Origin of the sequence: Verrucosispora sp. WMMD703 (assembly GCF_049178935.1) — a bacterium.
GTDB classification, from domain to species: Bacteria; Actinomycetota; Actinomycetes; order Mycobacteriales; family Micromonosporaceae; genus Micromonospora; species Micromonospora sediminimaris.
This window is the reverse complement of sequence record NZ_JBMHMM010000004.1, coordinates 297243-319925: the sequence shown is the minus strand read 5'-3', so window position 1 is coordinate 319925 and position 22683 is coordinate 297243. Positions and strand designations below refer to the sequence as shown.

The 22683-nt window shown below is 72.1% G+C and carries 21 protein-coding genes and 1 pseudogene; 9 read left to right on the top strand and 13 right to left on the bottom strand.

Features of this window, described 5'->3' with window-relative positions:
- Positions 1-224 precede the first annotated feature (224 nt).
- Both ACN26Z_RS02060 and ACN26Z_RS02055 read left to right on the top strand, forming a co-directional pair.
- Positions 225-992 (top strand): Scr1 family TA system antitoxin-like transcriptional regulator, encoded by a 768-nt coding sequence (locus ACN26Z_RS02060; protein WP_421459736.1) that lies wholly within the window; start codon positions 225-227, stop codon positions 990-992.
- Entirely contained in the window at positions 983-1183 is a 201-nt protein-coding gene (locus ACN26Z_RS02055) for a DUF397 domain-containing protein (protein WP_093410878.1), read from the top strand. The genes ACN26Z_RS02060 and ACN26Z_RS02055 overlap by 10 nt, the downstream gene beginning before the upstream one ends.
- A gap of 60 nt (positions 1184-1243) precedes the next feature.
- Here ACN26Z_RS02055 and ACN26Z_RS02050 read toward each other — a convergent pair whose 3' ends face one another.
- The 7 genes and pseudogenes from ACN26Z_RS02050 to ACN26Z_RS02020 form a co-directional block, all read right to left on the bottom strand.
- Positions 1244-2485: an ATP-binding protein gene (locus ACN26Z_RS02050; RefSeq protein ID WP_282236366.1), complete on the bottom strand. Its 1242-nt coding sequence runs from the start codon at positions 2483-2485 to the stop codon at positions 1244-1246.
- A gap of 134 nt (positions 2486-2619) precedes the next feature.
- A pseudogene (locus ACN26Z_RS02045) lies at positions 2620-2874 on the bottom strand (LppU/SCO3897 family protein); the annotation flags it as partial.
- 648 nt (positions 2875-3522) lie between these two features.
- Complete coding sequence (locus tag ACN26Z_RS02040; protein ID WP_421459735.1) at positions 3523-6741, bottom strand: UvrD-helicase domain-containing protein; 3219 nt, start codon at positions 6739-6741, stop codon at positions 3523-3525.
- A 61-nt stretch (positions 6742-6802) separates the two neighbouring features.
- Positions 6803-8119: a metallophosphoesterase gene (locus tag ACN26Z_RS02035; protein WP_421459734.1), complete on the bottom strand. Its 1317-nt coding sequence runs from the start codon at positions 8117-8119 to the stop codon at positions 6803-6805.
- A 12-nt stretch (positions 8120-8131) separates the two neighbouring features.
- Positions 8132-8380: a MoaD/ThiS family protein gene (locus tag ACN26Z_RS02030; protein WP_396887393.1), complete on the bottom strand. Its 249-nt coding sequence runs from the start codon at positions 8378-8380 to the stop codon at positions 8132-8134.
- A 2-nt stretch (positions 8381-8382) separates the two neighbouring features.
- A complete protein-coding gene (gene moaA / locus ACN26Z_RS02025) occupies positions 8383-9390 on the bottom strand; it encodes a GTP 3',8-cyclase MoaA (RefSeq protein WP_282236369.1) in 1008 nt (335 codons plus the stop codon).
- Positions 9387-10301, bottom strand: coding sequence for a fructosamine kinase family protein (locus tag ACN26Z_RS02020; protein ID WP_421459733.1), 915 nt, complete (start codon positions 10299-10301; stop codon positions 9387-9389). Before ACN26Z_RS02020 ends, moaA begins: the two co-directional genes overlap by 4 nt.
- 193 nt (positions 10302-10494) lie before the next feature.
- Here ACN26Z_RS02020 and ACN26Z_RS02015 point away from each other — a divergent pair, with 193 nt between their 5' ends.
- Together ACN26Z_RS02015 and ACN26Z_RS02010 are read left to right on the top strand one after the other, a co-directional pair.
- The gene (locus ACN26Z_RS02015; RefSeq protein WP_421459732.1) at positions 10495-11532 is read left to right on the top strand and encodes a DUF4192 domain-containing protein; all 1038 of its coding nucleotides are present in this window, start codon (positions 10495-10497) and stop codon (positions 11530-11532) included.
- A 78-nt stretch (positions 11533-11610) separates the two neighbouring features.
- Positions 11611-12321, top strand: a complete 711-nt coding sequence (locus tag ACN26Z_RS02010; RefSeq protein ID WP_093410859.1) for a GAP family protein — start codon at positions 11611-11613, stop codon at positions 12319-12321.
- Between the two features lie 21 nt (positions 12322-12342).
- Here ACN26Z_RS02010 and fdhD read toward each other — a convergent pair whose 3' ends face one another.
- Positions 12343-13197: a formate dehydrogenase accessory sulfurtransferase FdhD gene (gene fdhD / locus ACN26Z_RS02005; protein ID WP_421459731.1), complete on the bottom strand. Its 855-nt coding sequence runs from the start codon at positions 13195-13197 to the stop codon at positions 12343-12345.
- A gap of 106 nt (positions 13198-13303) precedes the next feature.
- Here fdhD and mobA point away from each other — a divergent pair, with 106 nt between their 5' ends.
- From mobA to ACN26Z_RS01990, 3 genes are all read left to right on the top strand, one after another.
- Complete coding sequence (mobA, locus tag ACN26Z_RS02000) at positions 13304-13957, top strand: molybdenum cofactor guanylyltransferase (protein WP_421459730.1); 654 nt, start codon at positions 13304-13306, stop codon at positions 13955-13957.
- Positions 13954-14238: a DUF6457 domain-containing protein gene (locus tag ACN26Z_RS01995; protein ID WP_421459729.1), complete on the top strand. Its 285-nt coding sequence runs from the start codon at positions 13954-13956 to the stop codon at positions 14236-14238. Before mobA ends, ACN26Z_RS01995 begins: the two co-directional genes overlap by 4 nt.
- An 88-nt stretch (positions 14239-14326) precedes the next feature.
- Positions 14327-15406 (top strand): T3SS (YopN, CesT) and YbjN peptide-binding chaperone 1, encoded by a 1080-nt coding sequence (locus ACN26Z_RS01990; protein ID WP_421459728.1) that lies wholly within the window; start codon positions 14327-14329, stop codon positions 15404-15406.
- 6 nt (positions 15407-15412) lie between these two features.
- On the opposite strand, the gene ACN26Z_RS01985 is transcribed toward ACN26Z_RS01990, so the two are convergent.
- The 3 genes from ACN26Z_RS01985 to ACN26Z_RS01975 form a co-directional block, all read right to left on the bottom strand.
- Positions 15413-16369 carry a zinc-binding dehydrogenase gene (locus ACN26Z_RS01985; RefSeq protein ID WP_421459727.1) on the bottom strand — a complete coding sequence of 319 codons (957 nt, stop codon included), beginning with the start codon at positions 16367-16369 and terminating at the stop codon, positions 15413-15415.
- A 117-nt stretch (positions 16370-16486) separates the two neighbouring features.
- The gene (locus ACN26Z_RS01980) at positions 16487-18406 is read right to left on the bottom strand and encodes a beta-propeller domain-containing protein (protein ID WP_421459726.1); all 1920 of its coding nucleotides are present in this window, start codon (positions 18404-18406) and stop codon (positions 16487-16489) included.
- Positions 18407-18465: 59 nt separating this feature from the next.
- Complete coding sequence (locus tag ACN26Z_RS01975; protein WP_093410847.1) at positions 18466-18924, bottom strand: Lrp/AsnC family transcriptional regulator; 459 nt, start codon at positions 18922-18924, stop codon at positions 18466-18468.
- 59 nt (positions 18925-18983) lie between these two features.
- Here ACN26Z_RS01975 and ddaH point away from each other — a divergent pair, with 59 nt between their 5' ends.
- Entirely contained in the window at positions 18984-19817 is an 834-nt protein-coding gene (gene ddaH / locus ACN26Z_RS01970; RefSeq protein WP_421459725.1) for a dimethylargininase, read from the top strand.
- A gap of 58 nt (positions 19818-19875) precedes the next feature.
- Here the strand turns inward: ddaH and ACN26Z_RS01965 are convergent, their stop codons facing one another.
- Positions 19876-21075, bottom strand: coding sequence for an ABC transporter substrate-binding protein (locus ACN26Z_RS01965; protein WP_282236377.1), 1200 nt, complete (start codon positions 21073-21075; stop codon positions 19876-19878).
- Between the two features lie 79 nt (positions 21076-21154).
- Positions 21155-21952, bottom strand: coding sequence for an alpha/beta hydrolase family protein (locus ACN26Z_RS01960; protein WP_421464487.1), 798 nt, complete (start codon positions 21950-21952; stop codon positions 21155-21157).
- 100 nt (positions 21953-22052) lie between these two features.
- On the opposite strand from ACN26Z_RS01960, the gene ACN26Z_RS01955 reads away from it, so the two are divergent.
- Entirely contained in the window at positions 22053-22658 is a 606-nt protein-coding gene (locus ACN26Z_RS01955) for a bacterial proteasome activator family protein (RefSeq protein ID WP_282236378.1), read from the top strand.
- Positions 22659-22683 lie beyond the last annotated feature (25 nt).

Here is a 22683-nt window from a genome sequence, read left to right as displayed (position 1 = left end):
GTCGTGCGGGCACGCGTGCCTCCTCGTCGCCAGGAGATCTGGGAGGGGCCGCCCCGGGAGGTGCTCGCCCGGCGGGGCGGCCCCGACAAGCACGTCCAGCGGGTTCGGGGGAGTCCACTGGCTCGTGCCGTCCTGGTTTCCACCTTTCCGGCGTGTGTCTGCCGCATACACCGCGTATCGGAGTGGATGCTGAGTGTCCCCGGACGTGCAGGAAGGAATGCGGAATGAATCGTGCCGTCGTCGCCGCCATGACCGAGGCGGGCGAGACCGCCGACACCCTCGCGGAGCGGGTCGGTGTCGACCCGAAGACCGCCGCGCGGTGGGCCAGCCATGGACGCATTCCGCGCCCGCAGACCCGTAGGCGGGTCGCCGAGGCGCTCGGCCGAGAGGTGACCGAGCTGTGGCCGGACGTCCTCAAGCGGCGCGAGCCGGCGTGGTTCCGGCGGTGGGTGGACATCGAGCGCGAGGCGGTCGCGCTGCGCTGGTTCGAGCTGGCCTGGGTGCCCGGGCTGCTCCAGACCGAGGCGTACGCGCGGGCGACGCTGGCCGGGGAGACGCTTACCGCCGACGACGTCGGGCGGCTGGTGGAGGCACGCCTCCAGCGGCAGGCCATCCTGCGCCGGGACAACCCGCCGATGCTTGTGGTGGTGCTGGACGAGTTGGTGCTGCGTCGGTCCGCGTACGGCGACCGGGCCCTGATGCGGGAGCAGTGCGAGCATCTGGTGGCGTGCGGCGCGCAGCCCACCACGGCGATCCATGTCGTGCCCGCGTCGGTCGGCATGTACGCCGGGCTGGGCGGGCCCCTCATCCTCGCCGAGCTGGACGACGGCAGCGTGCTCGGGCACGCCGACAGCCAGACCGAGGCGAAGATCGTCGATCAGTCCGCCGACATTGCTACCCTGGGCCGCAGGTGGGAACGCATCCGTGGCGAGGCGCTGTCACGGACGCAGTCCCTGACACTCCTCAGGGAAGCGGCAGCATCATGGACATGACCGGCGCGCAGTGGCGTAAGAGCAGCAAGAGCGGCAACAACGGCGGCGCTTGTGTCGAGGTCGCCGACAACCTTCCCGGCGTCGTCCTGGTCCGGGACACCAAGGACCGGGCCGGCGGCACGCTCAGCTTCCGACCGGCGGCGTGGCGCGGCTTCGTCGAGCTGGCGAAGGCCGCCCGCCCGACCGCCTGACGCACCTCACACGAAGCCCTCGGCCACCGGCCGAGGGCTTCCGGCTGGGTCGGACAGCGGTCAAGCGGGTTGGGTGCGCAGGTAGCGGCCGAAGTGCGGGACGGTGAAGGCGACCGTGCCGCGCTCCCCGGAGTAGATCAGCCCCTTCTTGATCAACGCATCCCGGGCTGGGGAGAGGCTTGCGGGTTTGCGGCCGAGGGCCCGGGCGATCTCCGAGGTCGGCACCGCCGCGTCCATGTCGTCCCGGCCGCCGCCGTCGGTCTCTGCTTCGACGAGCGAGAGCGTCGCCATCGCGCGCATGTACTCGCGCTCGGCGGGAGTGGCCCGCTCGAAGCGGGAGCCGAAGAAGCCGACGGCCAGCTCCGCCTCGGCCTCCGGCGCGGCGACGCGTACGTCGGCCGGGGTGATCGGTGACCGGGGCGCATGATCCCAGGTGGCCTTCCCGTACGCCTGCACGAAGTACGGATACCCGCCGGACTTCTCGTAGAGCAGGTCGAGGGCCTTCGCCTCGTACTCGACGTCCTCCCGCTCGGCCGGCGCGCAGAGCGCGTGGTCGGCGGCGATCCGGTCGAGACGGTCGATGCGTTGGTAGCGGAACAACCGCTCGGAGTACGACTTCGCCGCGCTCAGCACCGCCGGCAGGTGCGGCAGGCCGGCGCCGACCACGATCAGGGGCGCGCCGAGCTGCGAAAGCTCATGGCAGGCGGCGCAGAGCGCGGAGACGTCCTCCGGGCCGAGGTCCTGCATCTCGTCGATGAAGATGGCGACGCCGGTGCCGACGTCGCTGGCGACTGAGGCGGCATCGGTGAGCAGCTCCACCAGGTCGATCTCGATGTCGCCCGAATCGGCCCGGCCGCTGGCCGCCGGTACGTCGATGCCGGGCTGCCAACGGTCGCGCAGTTTCGGAGCGGCCCCGCCGCGACCGGTCGGAGCGCCCCGTTGGGCGAAGGCCTTGAGCACCCCGAGGAAGGCGTCGATCCGCTCCGGTGCCCGGTGCCTCGGTGCCAACTCCCGGACTGCCATGTGCAGCGCGGCGGCGATGGGTCGGCGCAGCGACTGATCCGGCCGTGCCTCGATCTTGCCGCTGCCCCAGAGCCGGTTGATGGCCTGGGAGCGCAACGTGTTGAGCAGGACGGTCTTGCCGACGCCGCGTAGCCCGGTGAGCATCAGGCTGCGTTCCGGCCGGCCCCGTGCGATGCGTTCCAGCACGATGTCGAAGACGTCCAGTTCCCGCCCCCGCCCGGCGAGTTCGGGCGGACGCTGGCCGGCGCCCGGCGCGTACGGGTTGCGGACCGGATCCACGCATCGCAGAGTATCGGGCCGTCTAGAGGAGAGGCTAGACATGGATAGACGGCGGTACCGGCGTGTTGCCCTCGACCAAAAACTAGTGCCGTCTAGCCTCCAAGCTAGACAGCACTAGTTTTGGCAATCGGTAGTCAGTCGCGCTGTTTGAGGCAGAGCACGAAGTCGAGCGAGTCCAACTCGCTGTCGTAGAAGTACCAGTTGGTGTAGCCGTCGACCCCCGCGCACTTCTCCTCGGCGTCACGCTCGCCGCCGGTCTTACCGTCGAACCGCCGCAGCACCTCGTACGACCTCGGCGCGCACTCACTGAGCAGCAGCCTGGGCTTGCCGCCAGCTGCGGCGTCGTTGCGTACGCACTGCCCGGCCTGCACGAAGCGGGGGTCGGCGGACGGTGCGGTGGCCGGATCGTCGGGCGGGGCTTCCTCGCCCTGCGGGCCCGGCGTGGACGCCACCTCCTCGGTCGGTGCGGCCACCGGAGTCGGTGTCTGGTCGTCCCGCCCGACCAGATACAACGCCGTCGCACCGCCCAGCACCAGCACCAGGACGGCCGCCAGCACGACGAGCATCCGCCCGCGCCGACGCTGCGGCGGCGGTGTGGGTGCGCCGGCGTACCCGGTTTCCGCATCGTGCTGGTAGGCGGACTGCGCCCAGGCATCCGGCGGAAGGTGTCCCGACCCGGTCGTGCCGTACCGGCCGCCGCCGTGCCCCCCGGCGTCGTGGGACTCGCCGGACCGGTAGCCCTGGCCGCCTCCGTACACCTGGCCGTAGCCCTGATCCTGGCCGTACCCCTGGTCCTGGCCGTACCACTGGCCGGGCTGTGGCTCGGGCCATGGCTGCTCGCCGGGCTGCGGCTCGTGCCACGGCTGCGGGCCTGGGCCCGGTGGTCCGTAGTTCGCCATGCGCACGCCCTCCTGAGCCGTCCCGTGAAGCCGGTGGGTGGCCGGTCGACCACCGGCACCGCCAACCGTCACCGTAGTGCCTACGGCAGGTCACCGGTGCCACACTGCCCGGCCGGTCGGCAACCCGATCGCCCTCCGTCAGATCAGGCGTAGCTGGCGGTCCTTGGGTCGCCGGGGGCCCTCGCTGTCGCCGAGGCGTTCGAACAGGCCCGGGTCCACCACGTCGAGGAACGGCGACGGGCGGCAGTCCCGCTCCGATCCGTGCCGGAATCGGCGGGCGGCGTGGCTGACGTAGAGCCGGTCCTGGGCACGGGTCAGCCCGACGAAGAAGAGTCGCCGTTCCTCGGCCACCGCGGCCTCGTCGGGCGTGGTCCCGGGCCAGCGCAGCGGCAGCAGTCCGTCCTCGGCACCGACCAGGAAGACCACCGGAAACTCCAGACCCTTCGCGGCGTGCAGGGTCAGCAGGGTGACCGCCTCGGCGCGTGGGTCGAGCGCGTCCACCTCGGCGCCGGTGGCGAGCTGGGACAGGAACATCTCCAGGTCGTCACCGCAGCGACGGGCCAGCGGTGTCAGCAGGTCGACGGCGGTCCGGACATCCTCCGGGCGTACCCCGCCGGACCCGTCCAGGGTCGGGGCGGCGAACCGGTCCGCGAGCACCTGGCCGGTGAGGCGTACCCGCGCGGGCAGGGCACCCTCGACACCGGGGGCGTGCCGCAGCTCACGAGCGATGGCGGCCACCCCGGGACGGTCCCGCAGCCGGTCGTGCGAGCGCTTCTGCACCGGGATGTTGGCCCGGGCCAGGGCGTCCACGATCGGCGCGGCCTGCGAGTCGGTGCGGTACAGCACCGCGATGTCCGAGAAGGACAGCGCGGTCGACCGTCCGTCGATCCGGCCGGAGTCCAGCGACCGGTGGGACAGGCCGCCGACCAGCTCGTCCACGGTGCGTACCACGAAATCGGCCTCGTCGGCGACGGAGGCCGCGGCGTACCGGCCGACAAGCGGCGCCTCCGGGTCGAGCCGGGCCGGATCCAACCGGCGACCCCGCACCAGCGATGACGGCGCGATGGCCTGCACCGCGGCGGCCAGGATCGGCGCGGAGGACCGGTAGTTGCGGTTGAGCCGGACGAGGCGGGCGTCGGTGAAGTCCTGCGAGAAACGCAGGAAGTACCCGACGTCGGCGCCCCGGAAGGAGTAGATGGCCTGGTCCGGGTCGCCGATCGCGCACAGGTTCCCGTCGGCCGGACTGAGCAGGCGCAACAGCTCGTACTGCACCGCGTCGACGTCCTGGTATTCGTCCACGAAGATCCACTGCCATCGCTGCCGGTAGCTGTCGACCAGCCGCCGGTCCTCCCGCAGCAGCGCCACCGGCAGGGTGAGCAGCTCGTCCAGGTCCACCAGGCCCTGCTTGCGCAGCAGCGCGGTGAAGCGGGCCGGGTCGTCTCCGGCCTCGGTCCGCGCGGCCGTCCGCTCCGCGTCGTCGGCGATCCGGAAGTCGTCGGGCAGGCCGGCGGCTTCGGCGTGCTCGCGCAGAATGGTCAGCCCGAGCGAGTGGAAGGTGCCGACTGTGACGTCCTCGGCGACCGGGCCGAGCAGGCCGTCGAGGCGGTGTCGCAACTCCTCCGCGGCCCGCCGGGTGAACGTGATGGCCAGGCATCGCTCGGGGAAGACGTTCAGCTCAGCGCAGAGATACGCGATGCGGTGGGTGAGCGTCCGCGTCTTGCCGGTGCCCGGACCGGCGACGATCAGCAGCGGACCCCCGGGTGCCGATGCGGCCACCCGCTGCATCGCGTCGAGCCGGTCGAGCAGGCCGGTGCCCACCTCCTCCATGCCGGCGAGCATCGGTTCGAACGGTTCGTGCGGGGAGGGCGCCGGCGCGATCGGCGGTGCCGGGGCCGCCGGCTTCCGCTTCGGCTCGGGCTTAGCCGACGGACGCTTGACACCGGCCGCCGTCCTCGCCGCAGCGCCCGCCTTGGCCGTGGTCTCCGAAGGCCGCCGTTGGGCGGGCACCGGCACGTCGAACAGCGTCTCCTGCCCGGCGGACACGCCAGCCCCGCCGCTCAGCTCGGCCGGGTCGAACAGGGTGATCACGCCGTACTCGCCGTCGTACCCCGGCACCCGGCGGACCTCGCCGCGACGGAGCCGGCCGATCGCCTCGGTGAGCAGTTCGCCGCCGACCCGGCCGATCTCGTCCAGCGGAACGCGCGTCAGGATCTCCAGCTCGGGGCCGAGCGCGGCGACCAGCTCGGTCAGCTTCCCCTCGACCCGCTTGGAGCGCGGACCGACCTTGTTGATCTCGCCGAGGATCTCGGCGAGCTGGATCAGGTGGGTCACCTCGGGGGCGTGCTGCGGCCGGTACCCCTCGGGCCGGTCGGCCAGATCCTCGACCCGGCTGAGTACGCCCACTGTCAGCGGTTTGCCGCACTCCGGGCAGCGTCCGCCGGCCTCCCGGGTCCGCTCCGGTGCCCAGTTCACCCCGCACAGCCGGTGGCCGTCGGCGTGGTACTTGCCCTCCTCCGGGAAGAACTCGATCGTCCCGGCCAGCCCGGCACCGGTACGCAGCGCCTCCCGGATGCCGAAGTAGTCCCGGGCCGAGGCGAAGACGGTGGCCTCGCGGGCGAGCGCGGGCGGCGAATGGGCATCGGAGTTGGAGACCAGCCGGTAGCGGTCCAGGCTGCCCACCCGCCAGTTCATCTCCGGGTCCGAGGAGAGACCGGTCTCCACCGCGAAGATGTGGTCGGCCAGGTCGGCGTAGCAGTCGGCGATCGCGTCGAAGCCGGACTTCGAGCCGAGGGCCGAGAACCACGGGGTCCAGATGTGCGCCGGTACGAGATACCCGTCCTCGCTCGCCTCCAGCGTGATCTCCAGCAGATCGCGCGAGTCCAGACCGAGGATGGGTCGACCGTCCGAGCCGAGGTTGCCGATCCGGCCGAGCGCGGCGTTGAACCGGCCCACCGCGTCCAGGTCCGGCAGATAGATCAGGTGGTGGACCTTGCGGGTCCGGTCGTCCCGCTTGTAGATCGTGGAGATTTCCACGCTGAGCATGAACCGGACCTGGTCACCCTCTGCCTCGCTGGCCAGCCGGGGCGGTAGCCGACGGGCGATGTCCCGCTCCGCTTCCGGTGACAGCCGGTGCAGGCCCGGCTCGGCGGGATGCAAGGTCTCCCGTAGGTGGTCGTACCAGGCGGGATGGGTGAAGTCGCCGGTGCCGAGGACGGCGATGCCCTTGCGGCGCGCCCACCAGCCGAGGTTCGGCAGGGTCAGGTCACGGCTACAGGCCCGCGAGTATTTCGAGTGGATGTGCAGGTCCGCGACGAAGGGCGAAAGGCCACCGGGGGGTACGGCGCTGAACGGGGGCACGCCGCATCCTGTCACGATCGGCCGCGCTCCCGCGCGTCGCCACGCGTGAAGGTGAGCTGCGCTATGCCGAACGAAGCTCGACCAGGGTGACCTGAGGCTCCGCGCCGACCCGTACCGGCGGCCCCCAGAAGCCGGCGCCGTTTGTCACGTAGACCTTCGTCCCGTCCACCTCGCCGAGCCCGGAGACGACCGGCTGTTCGAGCCGGACCAGCAGGTTGAAGGGAACGATCTGGCCGCCATGGGTGTGGCCGGACAGTTGCAGGTCGACCCCGTACCTGGCCGCCTCCAACGCGGCCACCGGCTGGTGCGCCAGCAGCACCACCGGTCGGGACGGGTCACGGTCGCCCAACGCCGCGTCGTAGTCCGGTGGCGCGGAGACGCCGTCGCCGACGGCGGAGACGTCGTTGACCCCGGCCAGGTCGAGCATTCCGCCACGGGTGGCGATCTCCAGCCGCCGATTCTGGAGCACTCGCAGCCCGAGCCGGTCCACCTCGGCCACCCACTCCTCCACCCCGGAGTAGTACTCGTGGTTGCCGGTGACGAAGTAGCTGCCATGGCGTGCTCGCAGGTCGCGCAGTGGTGCGGCGTCGTCGCCCAGCTCGGCGACCGTGCCGTCGACGAGATCGCCGACCACGGCGACGATGTCGGCGTCCAGCCGGTTGATCGCGGCCACGATCCGCTCGGTGTGCGCCCGGCCGGTCAGCGGGCCGATGTGGATGTCCGAGACGGTGGCGATGCGCAGACCGTCCATGCTGCGGGGCAGCTTGGCCAGCGGGATCTGCACCCGGTCCAGCCGGGGCGGCCCCAGCGCGGTGCGTACGCCGTAGCCGACCAGGCCGGTGGCGGTGAGCCCGGCGAAGATCGCGGCACCACGGGCGAGCAGCAGGCGGCGGCCCGGATCGTGGTCGGGGCCGACGGCGCCGGCGGCCGGTCGCTCCGTCGTGCCGTCGGCGGTCGGCTGGGCCGGTGCGCTCGGCGCGGCCGGCTCCTCGGCCGCGGTCGCTTCGTCGGCGGACGGCCCAGCAAAGGGCGTGGCGGCAGGGCCGACCAGGACCGGCTCCGGGGCGGCCAGGGTCGACCGGCGGCGCAGCGCCAGCCGCGTCACCAGCATCGGAACTTCCAGCACGACGAGCAGCACCAGCAGGTAGAACATCAGCGCGAGCCAGAGGTAGCCCGGCCAGGCGAGCCAGTACATCCCGGCCCGGGTGCCGAGCATCGTCGCTGGCACCAGCAGGGCCAGCACCACGGCGGTGACCGTGCCGGCCCGCCGCCAGCGCCCGGCGGTGGTGGTGTCCTTCACCAGGCGTTTCCACAGGTAGAGATGGATCAGCCCGGTGATCACGGCCAGGGTGGTGACGAAGCCGAGTACCGCGAACACGTGGGATCCCCCTCAGCCGCCGGCGAAGGGAGGCAGGACGTCGATCGTCGCCCCGGCCGGCAGCGGCTGCTGCCGATCATGACAGGTCACGCCGTCGATCAAGAAACTCGACACCGCCAGTACGGATACCAACCGTCCGCCGTGCCGCTCGGCCAGCTCCGCCAGCAATTCGTCGAGCGACCGACCCGCGGCGGTGGTCTCCTCAGCGCGGCCGGCCGCAGCCCGAGCCCCAGCGAAGTAACGGACGGTGACGCTGGCCATGGTCAGCCTCCGATGGCCGACATCGGCCGGGTCGGTTGCAGGAAGGACGGGTCGTCGATGCCGTGCCCGGCCCGCTTGGTCAGCGTCGCCGCCCGCCAGCGGCGGGCAAGCTCCTCGTCGTCGGCTCCGGCCCGCAACGCGCCGCGCAGGTCCGACTCGTCGGTGGCGAACAGGCAGTTGCGGATCTGCCCGTCGGCGGTGAGCCGGGTCCGGTCGCAGTCGCCGCAGAAGGGCCGGGTCACCGTGCCGATCACGCCGACCCGGGCCGGACCACCGTCGACCAGCCAGGTCTCGGCGGGGGCGGTGCCGCGTTCGGTCGGGTCCGGGTCGAGGTCGTACGCGGCCCGCAGCGTGGCCAGGATCTCGTCTGCGGTCACCATGGCCGCCCGGTCCCAGCCGTGCTGGGCGTCCAGCGGCATCTGCTCGATGAACCGCAACTCGTAGCCGTGGTCGAGGGCGAAGCGCAGCAGCGCCGGCGCCTCGTCGTCGTTGACGCCGCGCATCAGCACCGCGTTGATCTTGACTGGGGTTAGCCCGGCGGTGGCCGCGCCGGCCAGGCCGGCCAGCACGTCGGCCAACCGGTCCCGGCGGGTGAGCCGGGTGAAGCGTTCCCGGTCCAGCGTGTCGAGTGAGACGTTCACCCGGTCCAGACCGGCGGTACGCAGCGCGGGGGCGAGCCGGTCAAGGCCGATGCCGTTCGTGGTCAGGGATATCCGGGGTCGCGGTTCGAGGGCCGCGACGGCTTCGACGATGCCGACCAGACCGGGGCGGATGAGCGGTTCACCACCGGTGAACCGCACCTCGTCGACCCCGAGCCGGCACACCGCGACCCGGATCAGCCGGACCACCTCGTCGTCGGTGAGCAGCTGCGGTCCGGCCAGCCAGGGCAGACCCTCGGCGGGCATGCAGTAGGTGCAGCGCAGGTTGCACTTGTCGGTCAGCGACACCCGCAGGTCCCGGGCGACGCGGCCGTACCGGTCGACGAGGCCGGTGGGCGGGGGCAGGCTCACCGGTCGACGGTAGCGCGACCCGCCCCGCTCAGGGCGTCCCGGGCGCTCCTGGTTACCGAATCGCGGTACGCCGCACCGAACAGCGCGGTGTGCACGAGCAGCAGATGCAGTTGATGCAGTGGCACCCGGGCCCGCCACCCGTCGGCCAGCGGCCAGCTCTCCTGGTACGCCGCCATGATCCGGTCGTGGTGCGGAGGGCCGCCGAAGAGCGCCAACTGGGCCAGGTCGGTTTCCCGGTGCCCGCCGTGCGCCGCCGGGTCGACCAGCCAGACCCGGTCGTCATCGCCCCAGAGCAGATTGCCCGGCCAGAGGTCACCGTGGATGCGGGCGGGCGGCTCGTCAGCGCCGAACTCGCCAATCCGGGTGATGACCTGCTCGACCAGGGTGGCGTCGGCGCTGGTCAACGCACCCCCGTCGACCGATCGGCGCAGGTAGGGCAGCAGTCTGGTCCGGGCGAACCACTCCGTCCACGGGCCGTCGTGGGGCGTGTTGTCCGCCGGCAGGGCACCGATGAACCCCGGCCACCGCGCGCCGAACGCATCAGCGCCGGTCCGGTGCAACTCAGCCAGCTCCCGCCCGAAACGGTCGGCCGCCTCCGGAGTCGGCTCACCCGGGTCGACCCACTCCAACGCCAGCATTTCCGGCAACGTGACAAGTACCTCCGGTACGGCGACGGCATCGGCCTCGCGCAGCCACCGCAGACCGGCCGCCTCCGCGGCGAAGAAACCCTCCGGCACCGGCCGCTCCGCAGCTTCCGGCCAGGTTTTGGCGAACACCGAGTGACCGTCGTCAAGGGTCAGCCGGGCAGCCGCACAGATGTCGCCGCCGGACACCGGCGTCTCCCGGATCCGCTGATGGGTCAGGAAGGTGGGCAACTGCTCCGGATGCGCCCGCAGGTACGCCAGATCCATCCCCGCAACGTATCGCTAACCGACGGCGATCACGTGCATCGCGTACCCCTCGTACTGTTTTGGCTCGGTCGGCGCTCAGACAAGTGACGGTCGATCGGGCGTGAGCTGCGAAACTACGTTGTGTAGCTGTGGATAATCGGCGTGTCGTCCACAGGGGCAGCGCCGCCCGATCCCTGGCTCGCAGGCTGCCTGCATGAACTCGACCGAGCTGCCCCGACTGTCCGTACGCTCTCCCGCCGACCTCATCGCCGCCGTGCCGTATCTGCTCGGCTTCCATCCCGCCGACAGCATCGTGGTGGTGGCGCTGTCCGGTAAGCGGATCGTCTTCGCCGCGCGCGGCGATCTGCCCGGCGACGCCGACCCCTACGAGCCCGGTCAGCACATCGCCGCGGTGACCGCCCGACAGGGTGCCGACTCGGCCACCGTCGTCGGTTACGGCCCGGCCGCCCGGGTGACCCCGGCGGTGGACGCCGTCCGGGCCGCGCTGGCCGAGGCCGGGCTGGCCGTGCTCGACGCGCTCCGGGTCACCGACGGGCGGTGGTGGTCCTACCTCTGCGAGGAGCCGGAGTGCTGCCCGCCGGAGGGCACCCGGTACGACCCGCAGGCCAGCGCCGTCCCGGCGGCGGCGGTCTTCGCCGGGCAGGTGGCCCTACCGGACCGGGCGGCACTCGCCGCGCAGGTGGCTCCGGCCGGCGGGGAGGAGATGCGGCACGCGGTCGACCGGGCGCAGCAGCGGCTCACCGACCTGTTGGCCGCCGCCCCCGCCACCGACCTGCTCGGCGCTCGGGCGCTCCGGGCGGCCGGCACGGCGGCGCTGCGGGCCACGGTCCGGCGGCACCGCGCTGGCGAACGGCTGACCGACGACGAGGTGGCCTGGCTCTGCCTGCTCCTGACCCACCTGCCGGTACGCGACCACGCGTGGGAACGCACCGACGGCCGGGACGAGGACGTCGCCTTCTGGGCCGAGGTGCTGCGCCGGGCCGACCCGGAGCTGATCGCCGCTCCGGGTGCGCTGCTCGCGTTCGCCGCCTGGCGCGACGGGCAGGGCGCGTTGGCGGCGGTGGCGTTGGAACGCGTGCTGGCCGAGCATCCCGACTACTCGCTCGCCGTGCTGCTGGACGATCTGCTCCGCCGGGGAGTGCCGCCGTCCCGGCTGGACGGCTGGCCGGCGACAGGTCTGCCGAGAGCGCGGCGCCGGGCGAGGCGACGCGCCCGACGGCGCCCTCGATGACCGTCTCTGCACCGGGGTCACCGCCCCGGCGGTGGTGCCGGATAATCGCCGCATGTCCGAGCTTGCCGCCGGTACGGCATGAGCGTTGCCCTGCTGCTGTCCCTCGTCGGCCTGGCGCTGGTGGACAGCACCAGCATCGGCACCCTGTTCATTCCGGTGTGGCTGCTGCTCGCTCCGGGGCCGGTGAGCGTCCGGCGGGTGATGATCTACCTCGGCACCATCGCCGGCTTCTATTTCGTGGTCGGGTTGCTGCTGTACTTCGGTGGCAGCGGCTTGGCCGAGCTGCTGGGCGGTGCGCTGGACAACCGGCCGGTGCTCTGGGGTCAGCTGGTGCTCGGGGTCGGCCTGTTCGTGCTGAGCTTTCGTTACGACGGCAAGCGTGGCACCGGTACGGGTCGGGTGTTGCGCTGGCGTGACCGGGTGACCGCCGGTGACTCGTCGGCTCGTTGGCTGGTGGGGCTGGCGCTGTTCGCGGCGCTGGCCGAGGTGGCGACGATGCTGCCGTACCTCGGCGCTCTGGGCCTGCTCACCACCTCCGGCCTGGCCGTGCCCACCAGCGTGGCGCTGCTCGGCGGCTACTGCCTGGTCATGGTGGTGCCGGCGATGCTGTTGCTCGGTGCTCGGGTGGTCTGGCCGAGTTGGGTGGAGCCGGTGCTGGCCCGGCTCAACGCGTGGATCGTCCGCACCTCGGGCAGCATGCTCGGCTGGGTTCTGGGCATCGCCGGCTTCCTGATCGCCCGCGACGCCGCGGCCCGGCTGGAGCTGTTCGAGATGCTGGCCAACCGCTGACGGTGGCCGCCAGGAGCGGAATCAGGCGACGACCCGGTGGCCGCAGGTGTAGACGTTCATCGTCCGATCCCGTAGGAACCCGACCAGGGTCATTCCCGCCTCGGTGGCCACGTCGACCGCGAGCGTGCTCGGTGCTGAAACAGCGGCGAGCAGAGGAACACCGGCCATCCAGGCCTTCTGGGTCAGCTCGAAACTGGCCCGGCCCGACACGAGCAGCACCTGACCGCTCAGCGGCAGCCGGTGTTCGCGTACCGCCCAGCCCACCACCTTGTCGACCGCGTTGTGCCGACCCACGTCCTCGCGCAGCACCACCAGCTCGCCGTCCGTGGAGAACAGGCCCGCGGCGTGCAGCCCGCCGGTGCGATCGAACCCCCGCTGCCCGGCCCGCAGCCGCTGCGGCAACTCGGCCAGCAGCTCCGCCGGCACGCTGAGCGGGTCGTCGCTGACGTCGAAGATCGACCGGGTACGCACCGCGTCGATGCTCGTCTTGCCGCACACCCCGCAGGCGCTTGTGGTGTGGAAGTGCCGGGTCGCATCGGCGACCGGGTCCGGTACCCCGGGAGCGAGGGTCACGTCGACCACGTTGTAGGTGTTCGGGGTGTCGGTGCCGGCACACAACTGCGCGGTGGACACGTCGTCCGCGGAGCGGATCAGCCCCTCGTTGAACAGGAAGCCGACGGCCAGGTCGAGGTCGGCACCCGGGGTACGCATGGTGACGGTCAGCGGCGGACGTCGCCCAGGTCCGGCGGGACCGACCCGGATCTCGAGCGGCTCCTCGGCGGCGATCGTGTCCGGCCGCCGCACCCGGCGCCGGCCGGCGTCCGTCGCGTCCAGATCCACCCGCACCACACCACGCCGATCCGAAGCCCGTCCCACGTCCCCCATCCTGCCCCGCATCGCCGGACGTCCTCCACGCCGCCCTCGATCCGTGCCCGGCCACCACGACTGCCGCCGGGGCCGGGCCGGCGGCTAGCGTGGCGCCATGACGGCGTACGCGGCGGTGGTGCTCGCGGGTGGTGCGGGGCGTCGGATGGGCGGGCGGGACAAGCCGGCGTTACCGGTCGGCGGGGTGCCGATGCGTGAGCGGGTGCTGTCCGCGGTGGCCGATGCGTCGCCCCGGATCCTGGTCGGCCCCGGACCGGCGATCACCGGAGTGCGGCTGACCCGGGAGGTGCCGCCTGGCGGCGGGCCGGTGACCGCCGTCGCGGCCGGGCTGGCCCTGGTCGACACCGAGGTACCGGCCGTCGCCCTGCTCGCCGCCGACCTGCCCCTGCTGACCCGGTCGGCTGTCGGCGGCCTGCTGGACCACCTGCACGGCACCGGCTACGACCGCTCCCGGTCCGCCGGAACGGCGAGCATGGAAAGGCCGGGTTCGGCGGCGTTCGACGGGGCCTGTTACGTGGACCGGTCGGGGCGGCGGCAGACGCTGTGCGGGGTGTGGCGGCCGGCCGCGCTGCGGGCCGCCCTGGATCGACTGAGGGTTCGGCGCGGCGGCGACGTGACCGGTGCACCCCTGCGGGAACTGCTTGCCGGCCTGATCGTGTGCGAGGTGAGGTGGCACGGTGACGGCCCGGAGCCCTGGTTCGACTGCGACACTGAGCGTGACCTACACCGGGCGGAGGAGTGGACGCGATGACGGTGCTGGACGACTGGGTCACGGCCGCCTGTGCGGAGCTGGGTCTCGATCCGACGCAGGTGCCGGTGCCGACCGTGCTGGATCTGGCCCGGGACGTGGCGCATCAGGTGCTGCGGCCCGGTGCGCCGGTCACCGCGTACCTGCTCGGTCTGGCCGTCGGGCGGGGCGCGGATCCGGCCGTGGCCGTGGCCCGGCTCTCCGGGCTGGCCGCCACCTGGCCGGTGGAACTGGGTGGCGAACCGCACTCCCGCGCCGACCCGGCCGGACCCGACCACGGCTGACCGCCCCCGGGGGTTGTCCGATCACGGTCCGCGCTGATCCGTGCCGGCAGCCTGCTGGGTAGGGTGACCGGAACGGACGGAGGCGATCATGACGGCTGACCACCCCTCGGCGCCGCCCGGCACGCCGGTGCACCACGAGTCGATCCTGCTCGACGAGCCGAGCACGGCCGACCTGCGGGCGAAGGTGACCCAGGCGTGGCGGGATTTCGCCCGGGCGCTGGCGGAGCGGCTGACCACGCTGCCGCCGGGCGCGGAGGTGGCGTTGACCCTCGACCCGACCGCCTCCGGCACCGACGACGCCGTCTACTCCGTCTATGTCGAGGTGAGCAGCGACGGCCGGTTCGCCGCCCGGGCGGTGGGCAACGCCACCCTGCCCCAGGGATACCGGCTGGACCGTGCGGCGGTCGCCGACATGATCGCGTTGGGCTGGTCACCGCCGGGCGTGGTCGCCGGTTCGGGGGACCAGTTCGGCTTGGACTATTCGGCGGACGAGGCCACCCGGCTGGCCGCGCTGCTCTCCCGCACACTGCGCGACATCTACGGTGCCCCACATCCGGCTTTTCTGGTCTACGCGATCGAGGACGGCGAGGGTGAGCCGATCCCCGGAGAGGCGCTGGGTACCGCCCGCAGCGCGGCGAACCTGGCGCGGGAGATCGGCACCGAGCTTGAGAAGGCGCTGGCCGCAACCGACGAGGCCGATGCCGACACCGAGGTGCTGGATCTGGCCGACCGGGTCCGCACGGTCGTCTCGACCATGCTCAAATCGGACTCCGACCGGCTCCAGGTCGACTCCGACGGTGACATCAACATCCGCGCCGGCTCAGCCATGGTCTTCGTCCGGGTGCGGGACAATCCGCCGCTTGTCGACGTCTTCTCTCCGGTGCTGACCGAGGTCGAGCCGACCGAGCGGCTTTACGTCAAGCTCTCCGAGCTGACCAACCGCATGCCGATCGGCCGGCTCTACTGCGCCGACGACACCGTGTGGGCGTCGATCCCGGTCTTCGGTCGCAACTTCCAGCCGACCCACCTGATGCTGGCGGTACAGGTGATGACCGGGCTCGCGGACGAACTGGACGACCGTCTGCACGGCGAGTTCGGCGGCAAGCGGTTCTTCGGCGAGGGAGACAAGCCGGGACGCGGCGAGCATCGCACCGGCATGTACCTCTGAGGGCGGTCAGCGCACGTCGAGTAGGGTCTTACCGACCGTCGAGCGGGCCTCGATCGCCGCGTGCGCCTCGGCCGCCCGTGCCAGCGGGAAACGCTGGCCGATCACCGCGCGCAGCCGCCCGGCCGCCCCCTCCGCCAGCGCCCGTTCGGTGTACGCCCGCAGCTGGGCGGGGGTCGGCGTCGGCCGGACCAGGGTCACGCCCCGCTCGGCGGCGGACTCCGCCTCGATGCCCGCCCACTCGCCGCTGGCCAGGCCGAAGCTGAGCATCCGACCACCCGGGTCGAGCAGCTCGAACGCGTCCCGCCCGATCGGGCCCCCGACCCCGTCGAAGACCACGTCCACGGCACCGGTCGCCGACCGTACCCGGCCAACCCAGTCCGGTGCCCGGTAGTCCACGGCGATCTCGGCGCCCAGCGGGGGTAGCAGCTCGACCTTGCGCGTACCGCCGGCAAGCCCGACCACCCGTGCTCCGGCACCGGCCGCGAGCTGGACGAGCAGGCTGCCCACCCCACCGGCGGCGGCCTCGACCAGCACCCGGTCACCTGGTTTGAGCTCGGCCGCCTCCGCCAGCAGCAACGCCGTACGTCCGTCGGCGAGCAGGGCCACCGCCTGATCGAGCGGCATCCCGTCCGGTACCGCCACCGGCAGCGCCGCGTCGACGACGACCCGCTCGGCGTACGCGCCGGAGCCGCCGGTGCTGCTGACCACCCGCCGACCGACCAGTCCCGGGTCGACGCCCGGCCCGACGTCGCTGATCACACCGCCGACCCCGTTACCCGGAATCACCGGCAGCCGCGCGCCGGATGGGCCGAAGCCGGTCGCCCGGAACTGGGTCTCCACGAAGGTGATGTTCGCGTGCACCACGTCGATCAGCACCTGTCCCGGCTCGGGTACGGGATCGGGTGCGGTGCCGGGCACCAGCTTCTCCGGCCCGCCGAACTCGTGAAGCCACACCGCGCGCATGTCTCCCCCTCACCGCCGCTTCCCCCGGGAGTCGATCAGTTGAAGCGTGGTTGAGGTCAAGGCGGGTGGGGCCCGGAAACCCCGAGAAACCGGACCCCACCCGCGCGGGAGGAAGGTTCAGGTGGCGGCGATCCAGGCCAGGCTCCGGGCCGAGGCGGGGTCGGTGGCGCGCAGGCCCGCCTCGGAGACCGTCCAGAGCACGTCGCCGACCACGAGTGACCGCCGTACCGGCTGTCCCCACTGCCGTCGGCCGCTGTCGCCGCCGACCGGGTGGGTCACCTCGCCGATCTCGCTTATGGTGTCGCCGCTGACGCGCAACAGCCGGACACCGGCGTCGACGGGCAGCGCCACCAGGCCGGTGTCCGGGCGGTACAGGAAGGCGTGCGGGTCGTGCTCGGCATGGGACCATCCGCCGGGCAGGTGCCACTGGTCCAGCCGGTCCGGCCGGCCGGGATCACGGACGTCGAAGAGTGACACCTGTACGCCCTTGGTCCGTCCCTGGCGGTCGGCCTCCTGACCGACACCGAGCAGGCGTTCGTCGGGCAGCGGATGCAGGTACGCGGAGTAGCCGGTGATCTTCAGCTCGCCGGTGACCCTGGGCGCGGCCGGATCGGCGAGGTTGAGCGCGTAGAGCGGATCGGTCTGCCGGAAGGTCACGACGTACGCGACCGGGCCGAGGTAGCGCACCGAGTAGATGCGTTCACCCCGCCCGAGGCCGCCGACAATGCCGACCGGTACCAGCGCCCCGTCGTCGTGACGCAGCACGCGAACCGCCGACTCGGAGGTGGAGCCGTCGTCCCGGAATTCGCCGGTGGTGGTGGCCACCCGCAGGTGCCCCGCCCACTCGGAGAGCGCGTACTGGTTGATCAACCGGCCGGGCACCGAGCCGGTGGCCAGGAAGCGGGGACGCCCGGGCGCGGCGGTGTCGAACTGGTAGATGTCGGTGATCGGCTCGGCCGGCGAGGGCCGCCAGCGGGGTAGGCCGGTGATCGGTGTCGGACGCTGACCCGCCAGGTACAGGCTGGTCGCCGTGCCGTAGACGGTGTCGGCGTCGGCGGCCACCGCCACCGGGTCACCATCACCCAGCCGGTCGCTGGTGAGGTCGAAGCTGAGCACGGTGAGGGTGGCCGCGCCGGTCATCCGGTCGGGCCGGCTGAGTCGGTCGCAGCCGACCCGACCGGTGTGCAGCTCCGGCCCGGCGGTCCACTCGTACTCCGGCAGCCATGCCTCGACACCGGCCCGGGCGATCACCTTGCGGTTCCGTTCGGTGCGGACCTGGTCGGTGCCCTCGGACGCCAGCGGAAACTCCAGTCGGGCCGGTGCCCGGACCGCCACCCGGGCCGTGTCACCGGTCAACCGGGCGTCGACCGTGCTGCCCTGGATGCGGTACGTGCCGAGCACCAGGGGACGGCCGGCCAGGTCGATCAACAGTAGGCGGGTACCACCGGGACGCCTGATCGAGCGCAGCGCGTCGGCCGGGCGCGGCGGATCCTCGCCGAGTACCAGCGCGTGGTCGCCGAGCAACAGCAGGCGGTGCTGCTGCCAGCGCAGTTCCTCCCGGCCGTCGGCCAGGTCGAGTCGCCCGGTGACGCGGCGGCTCACCGGATCGACCACCCGCAGCACCCCGCCGGTGACGGTGACGATCCGTCGGCCGTCGGTCTTCACCAGGTCGGGTTCGTCCGCGCCGGCCTCGTGGTTGTTGGTCGTCGAGTAATCCGTCCCGGCATCTTGGCCAGCGGCGTCGCCCGGCGCTCCGGCGAAGGTGCGGGCCATCGACTCCGCGCCGCCGATGGCCGCCGTCTTCAGCCCCCAGTCCTCGGCGAGACCGTACGGGCCGACCGAGGCGTTGGCCGCCGCCCGCAGCTCCGTGAGGGCGTCGGCGCAGGAGTCGAAGGAGACCAGGCCGACCGGCACCATCGGTGTTTCGGCGGTGTCGGGCCCGGTCGGCGGAGGCTGTGACACGGCCATGTTGCCGGCGAGCAGCGCGAGCGCGACCAGCGAACCGCCGGCCGTGGCGAACTTGGTGCCCCGTCTCATGGCCGGTTCGACGTGGCGAATTCGGGTTCGGTTCCAGCCGGAGACCGGCCGTTACGGCTTCAGGCGGTGGAGGGGCCGACGCCGGGGGACTCGACCAGCCGGGAGAGCACGATGGTGCTGCGGCTGGAGGTCACGAACGTCTCGGCCCGCAGCCGCTCCAGCGCCTCCTCCAGGTGGGCGATGTCGGCTGCACGCAGGTGCACCAGCGCATCGGCCTCGCCGGAGACGGTGTACGCGCCGACCACCTCGGGGTGGCGGCGCACGGCGGCGCCGATCTGGGCCGGGGTGGTCCGGCCCGCGCAGAACAACTCCACGAACGCCTCCGTGGTCCAGCCGACCGAGGCCGGGTCCACGATGGCCGTGAATCCCCGGATCACCCCGGCGGACCGCAGTCGATCGACCCGCCGCTTGACCGCCGGAGCGGAGAGCGACACGCGGGCGCCGATGTCGGCGTACGAGGCCCGGGCGTCGGCCACAAGCAGCGCAATGATTCGCTGGTCAACGGCGTCGATCTGCAATGTTCCGCCTCTGGGAAGCAATGTTTGCGGCTGTTACCAAAGTTCTACCGTACCTACCCTTGGTCACCGTGAACCAGCAGCGAGTGCCGCGAAAGCGGACATATCTCATGTGCTCCCCCGAGCACTTCGCGGTCGAGTACGCGATCAATCCGTGGATGGACGTGACCGCCCCGGTCGACGCGGAGCTGGCGGTCAAGCAGTGGGACCGCCTGCGGGAGACGCTGGTCGGCCTCGGCCACGAGGTGCACCTGCTGGTACCCGAGCCCGGCCTGCCCGACATGGTCTATGCGGCCAACGGCGCGTTCATGGTCGACGGCACGGTCTACGGGGCGCAGTTCAAGCACCAGCAGCGGGCCGCCGAGGCGGCCACGCACCGGGCCTTCTACGAGTCGCAGGGCTGGCGGTTCATCGCGCCGAACGAGACCAACGAGGGCGAGGGGGACTTCGCGTACCTGCCGGAGGCGCACGGCGGGCTGATCCTCGCCGGGCACGGCTTCCGTACCGAGTTGCCGGCGCATGCCGAGGCGCAGGAGGCGCTTGGCCGGCCGGTGGTCTCGCTGCGGCTGGTCGACCCGCGCTTCTACCACCTGGATGTGGCGCTCGCCTCGATCGACGACGGCAACATCGTCTACTACCCCGGTGCCTTCTCCGCGGCCAGTCAGCGGGTGCTCGCCCAACTCTTCCCGGACGCGGTGCTGGCGGACGACGAGGATGCCCTCGCCTTCGGGCTGAACCTGGTCAGCGACGGGGCCAACGTGATGCTCAACAGCGAGGCCACCCGGCTCGCCGGTCGGCTCAAGGCGGGCGGCTACACGCCGGTGCCGGTGGAGTTGGCCGAGCTGAAGAAGGGCGGTGGCAGCGTGAAGTGCTGCATCGCCGAACTACGATACTGAGCCCGGATCGAGCGACGAGGCCGTCCCTGTCCGGGGACGGCCTCGTTTCGTCGCACCCTCAGCCGAGCGTGGCCAACTCGTTGACCAGCACGTTCGACACCACCTGGCCGTCGCGCTGCACCTCACGCAGGTACCACTTCTGCTGTGGCGTACGCGGCTGGTTGAACTGCCAGGCGCCGCGTGGGCTGTCGATCTGCCCGATCCGGCCCAGCGCGAGGTTGACCTGCTGCGGGGTGGGTGCCGGGCCGGCGAGCCGGATCGCCTGGTCGAGCACCTTGGCCGCGTCGTACGAGGCCATCGCGTACGTGGTCGGGGAGGTGTTGTGCTTCTTGCGGTACGCCGAGGCGAACCGGCGGTTTGCCGCGTTGTTCAGGTCGGCGGAGTAGTTCAGGGCGGTACGGATGCCGAGGGCGTCGCTCGCCGGCCGGATGTTCTCCAGCACCGAACCCTCGGTGAGGAAGCCGGGGGCGTAGATCCGGCCCCGGAATCCGGCGTCGCGCAGCTGCATGATGAACTCCACGGCCGCCGTGCCGGAGTAGAAGCAGAAGACGACCGAGGGGTTGCCGGCCAGCGCGCGGTTGATGTCCGAGACGTAGGCGGTCCGGCTGGGGCTGCTGCTGCCGGAGGTCCAGACCACCTCGGAGGCGAGCCGCGGGTCGGACGCGCCGAACTCCTCGCGGAAGCCACGAAGCACATCCTCGACGCCGACGACCCCTTCCGGCAGGATCGTCGCGATCCGGTCGGAGGCGGCGAGCTCGTCCTTCAGGTAGCGGCCGAGCGCCCGGCCCGCCTCGTCGAGCACGTACGAGGTACGCCAGATGTAGACGACGCTCTGCAGGTTCGCAGGCGAGGCGTTGGAGCCGATCAACGGCACCCGGGCCTGCTCCACGATGTCCTTGATGCCGAACATGACCGACGAGCTGGCGACCCCGGTCAGGGCGAGCACACCCTGCTTGAGCAGTCCCTCGACGGCACCCTGACCGGACTTGACGTTGTCACCCTCGTCGGCCGTGACCACGTCGACCGGGTGGCCACCGAGTCGCCGGTCGTTGAGGTCCAGGTACAGCTCGAAGCCGTTGCTGAGTTCGTCGCCGACCGCCTTGCTCGGGCCGGACTGTGGCGCGATGAGCCCGATCTTGATCGGGCTCTCTGTGCCGGCCACCTCCGGCTCGGCGTCGGAGCCGCATGCGGCGACGAGCCCGCCCGTACCGAGCGCGGCCAGCAGCTGGAGTGCCCGCCTGCGGTTCATCTGCGACACCGAGTTTCCCTTCGAATGTGTTGCCGGGGCGCATCCGCCCCTTCGGCGTTCTACCTGCTCGGCGACGCTGCGTCAATGGCTAATGATCTTCGTGCAGAGACCGCAACGCGTCGGTAACCTGCGGCCATGCTGGCGAGTCCGGAGCGATAAGCCCGAAATGCTCGCAATCTGGTAGCTCAATCAGGCGGATTTCGGTGCCGGCGGCGCGGGCGGCAGCCACGTAATTTCGAGAGAGGTCGATGGGTACCTGCTGATCGAGCGTGCCGTGTATCACTACCGTGCGTGGCCGGAGGGGAACCAGAGCCCGAGGATCCGTCGTCGCGTAACGCTCCGGCACATCGGCCGGTCCGCCGCCGAGCAGCGCGGCCACGGCACCGGCGTCGAGATCCAGCCGGTACGCCTCGGCCAGGTCGGCGACCGGTGCGAGGGCCAGCACCCCGGCGACGGCACCGGGTGCGTGGGCCGCCGCGTACAGCGCGAGGTGCCCGCCGGCCGAGTGGCCGACCAGCACCGGTGGCGTGGCGGTGACCCGCCCCGGCAGCGCGACCTCGGCCAACCCGGGCAGCGCGGAGACTCCGCCCAGCACGTCGGTCAGGGTGCCGGGCCAGCCGCCGCCGGGCTGACCGGTCCGCCGGTACTCCAACTGGGCGACCGGGTACCCGAGCGCGGCCAGTGCGGTCGCCAGTGGCCCGGTGTGCCGCCGGTCGTACTCCGCGCGCCAGAAACCACCGTGCACCACCACCACCAGCGGACGGGGCGGTCCGGAGCCGGCCGGGCGGCGCAGGTCGGCGATCTGGTCCGGGTGTTCGCCGTAGGCGACGGTCGCGTCCGGTTCGGGCGCGGGGCGGGTCAGCACCGTACGGGGATCGGAGTGCATCGGGCGACGGTAGCGCGGCTCACCGGCCACCGTCAGATAGGTGCCGCCCGGGTAACAGGGCAGCGGGCCGCCGGACGCTGACGGGTACCGCTGGGTAAAGATGGAGGGCATGACCGAAGCGCGCTCCGCTGGACAGAACGACGAGCCCGACCGGGACGGTACCGGGCACTCCGGAACCGTGGTGGTGGTCGGACCGGACGGCCGGCCCGTCGGCACCGTGCAGACCGACGAAGGATCTGGTGAGGATCCGTCGCGCCTGGTCGAACAGCCGGCCAAGGTGATGCGGATCGGCAGCATGATCAAACAGCTGTTGGAGGAGGTCAAGGCCGCTCCGCTGGACGATGCCAGTCGGCACCGGATGCGGGAGATCCACCAACGGTCGATCGTCGAGCTGAAGGAAGGGCTCGCCCCCGAGCTGCGGGAGGAGCTGGAACGGATCTCGCTGCCCTTCTCCGAGGACCAGGCACCGAGCGAGGGCGAGCTGCGCATCGCCCACGCCCAGCTGGTCGGCTGGCTGGAAGGGCTGTTCCACGGCATCCAGGCAGCTCTGGTCGCGCAACAGATGGCGGCCCGGGTGCAGCTGGAGCAGATGCGTTCCGGTCGGCAGGCGCTGCCCAGCGGACCGGCCGGGGCGATGCTGCCGGGCATGCCCGGCATGGGTCAGCCGGGCGGCGGTGAGGGACACAGCACCGGCCAGTACCTCTGACCATGAGTCCGGCTGCGGCGCGCTC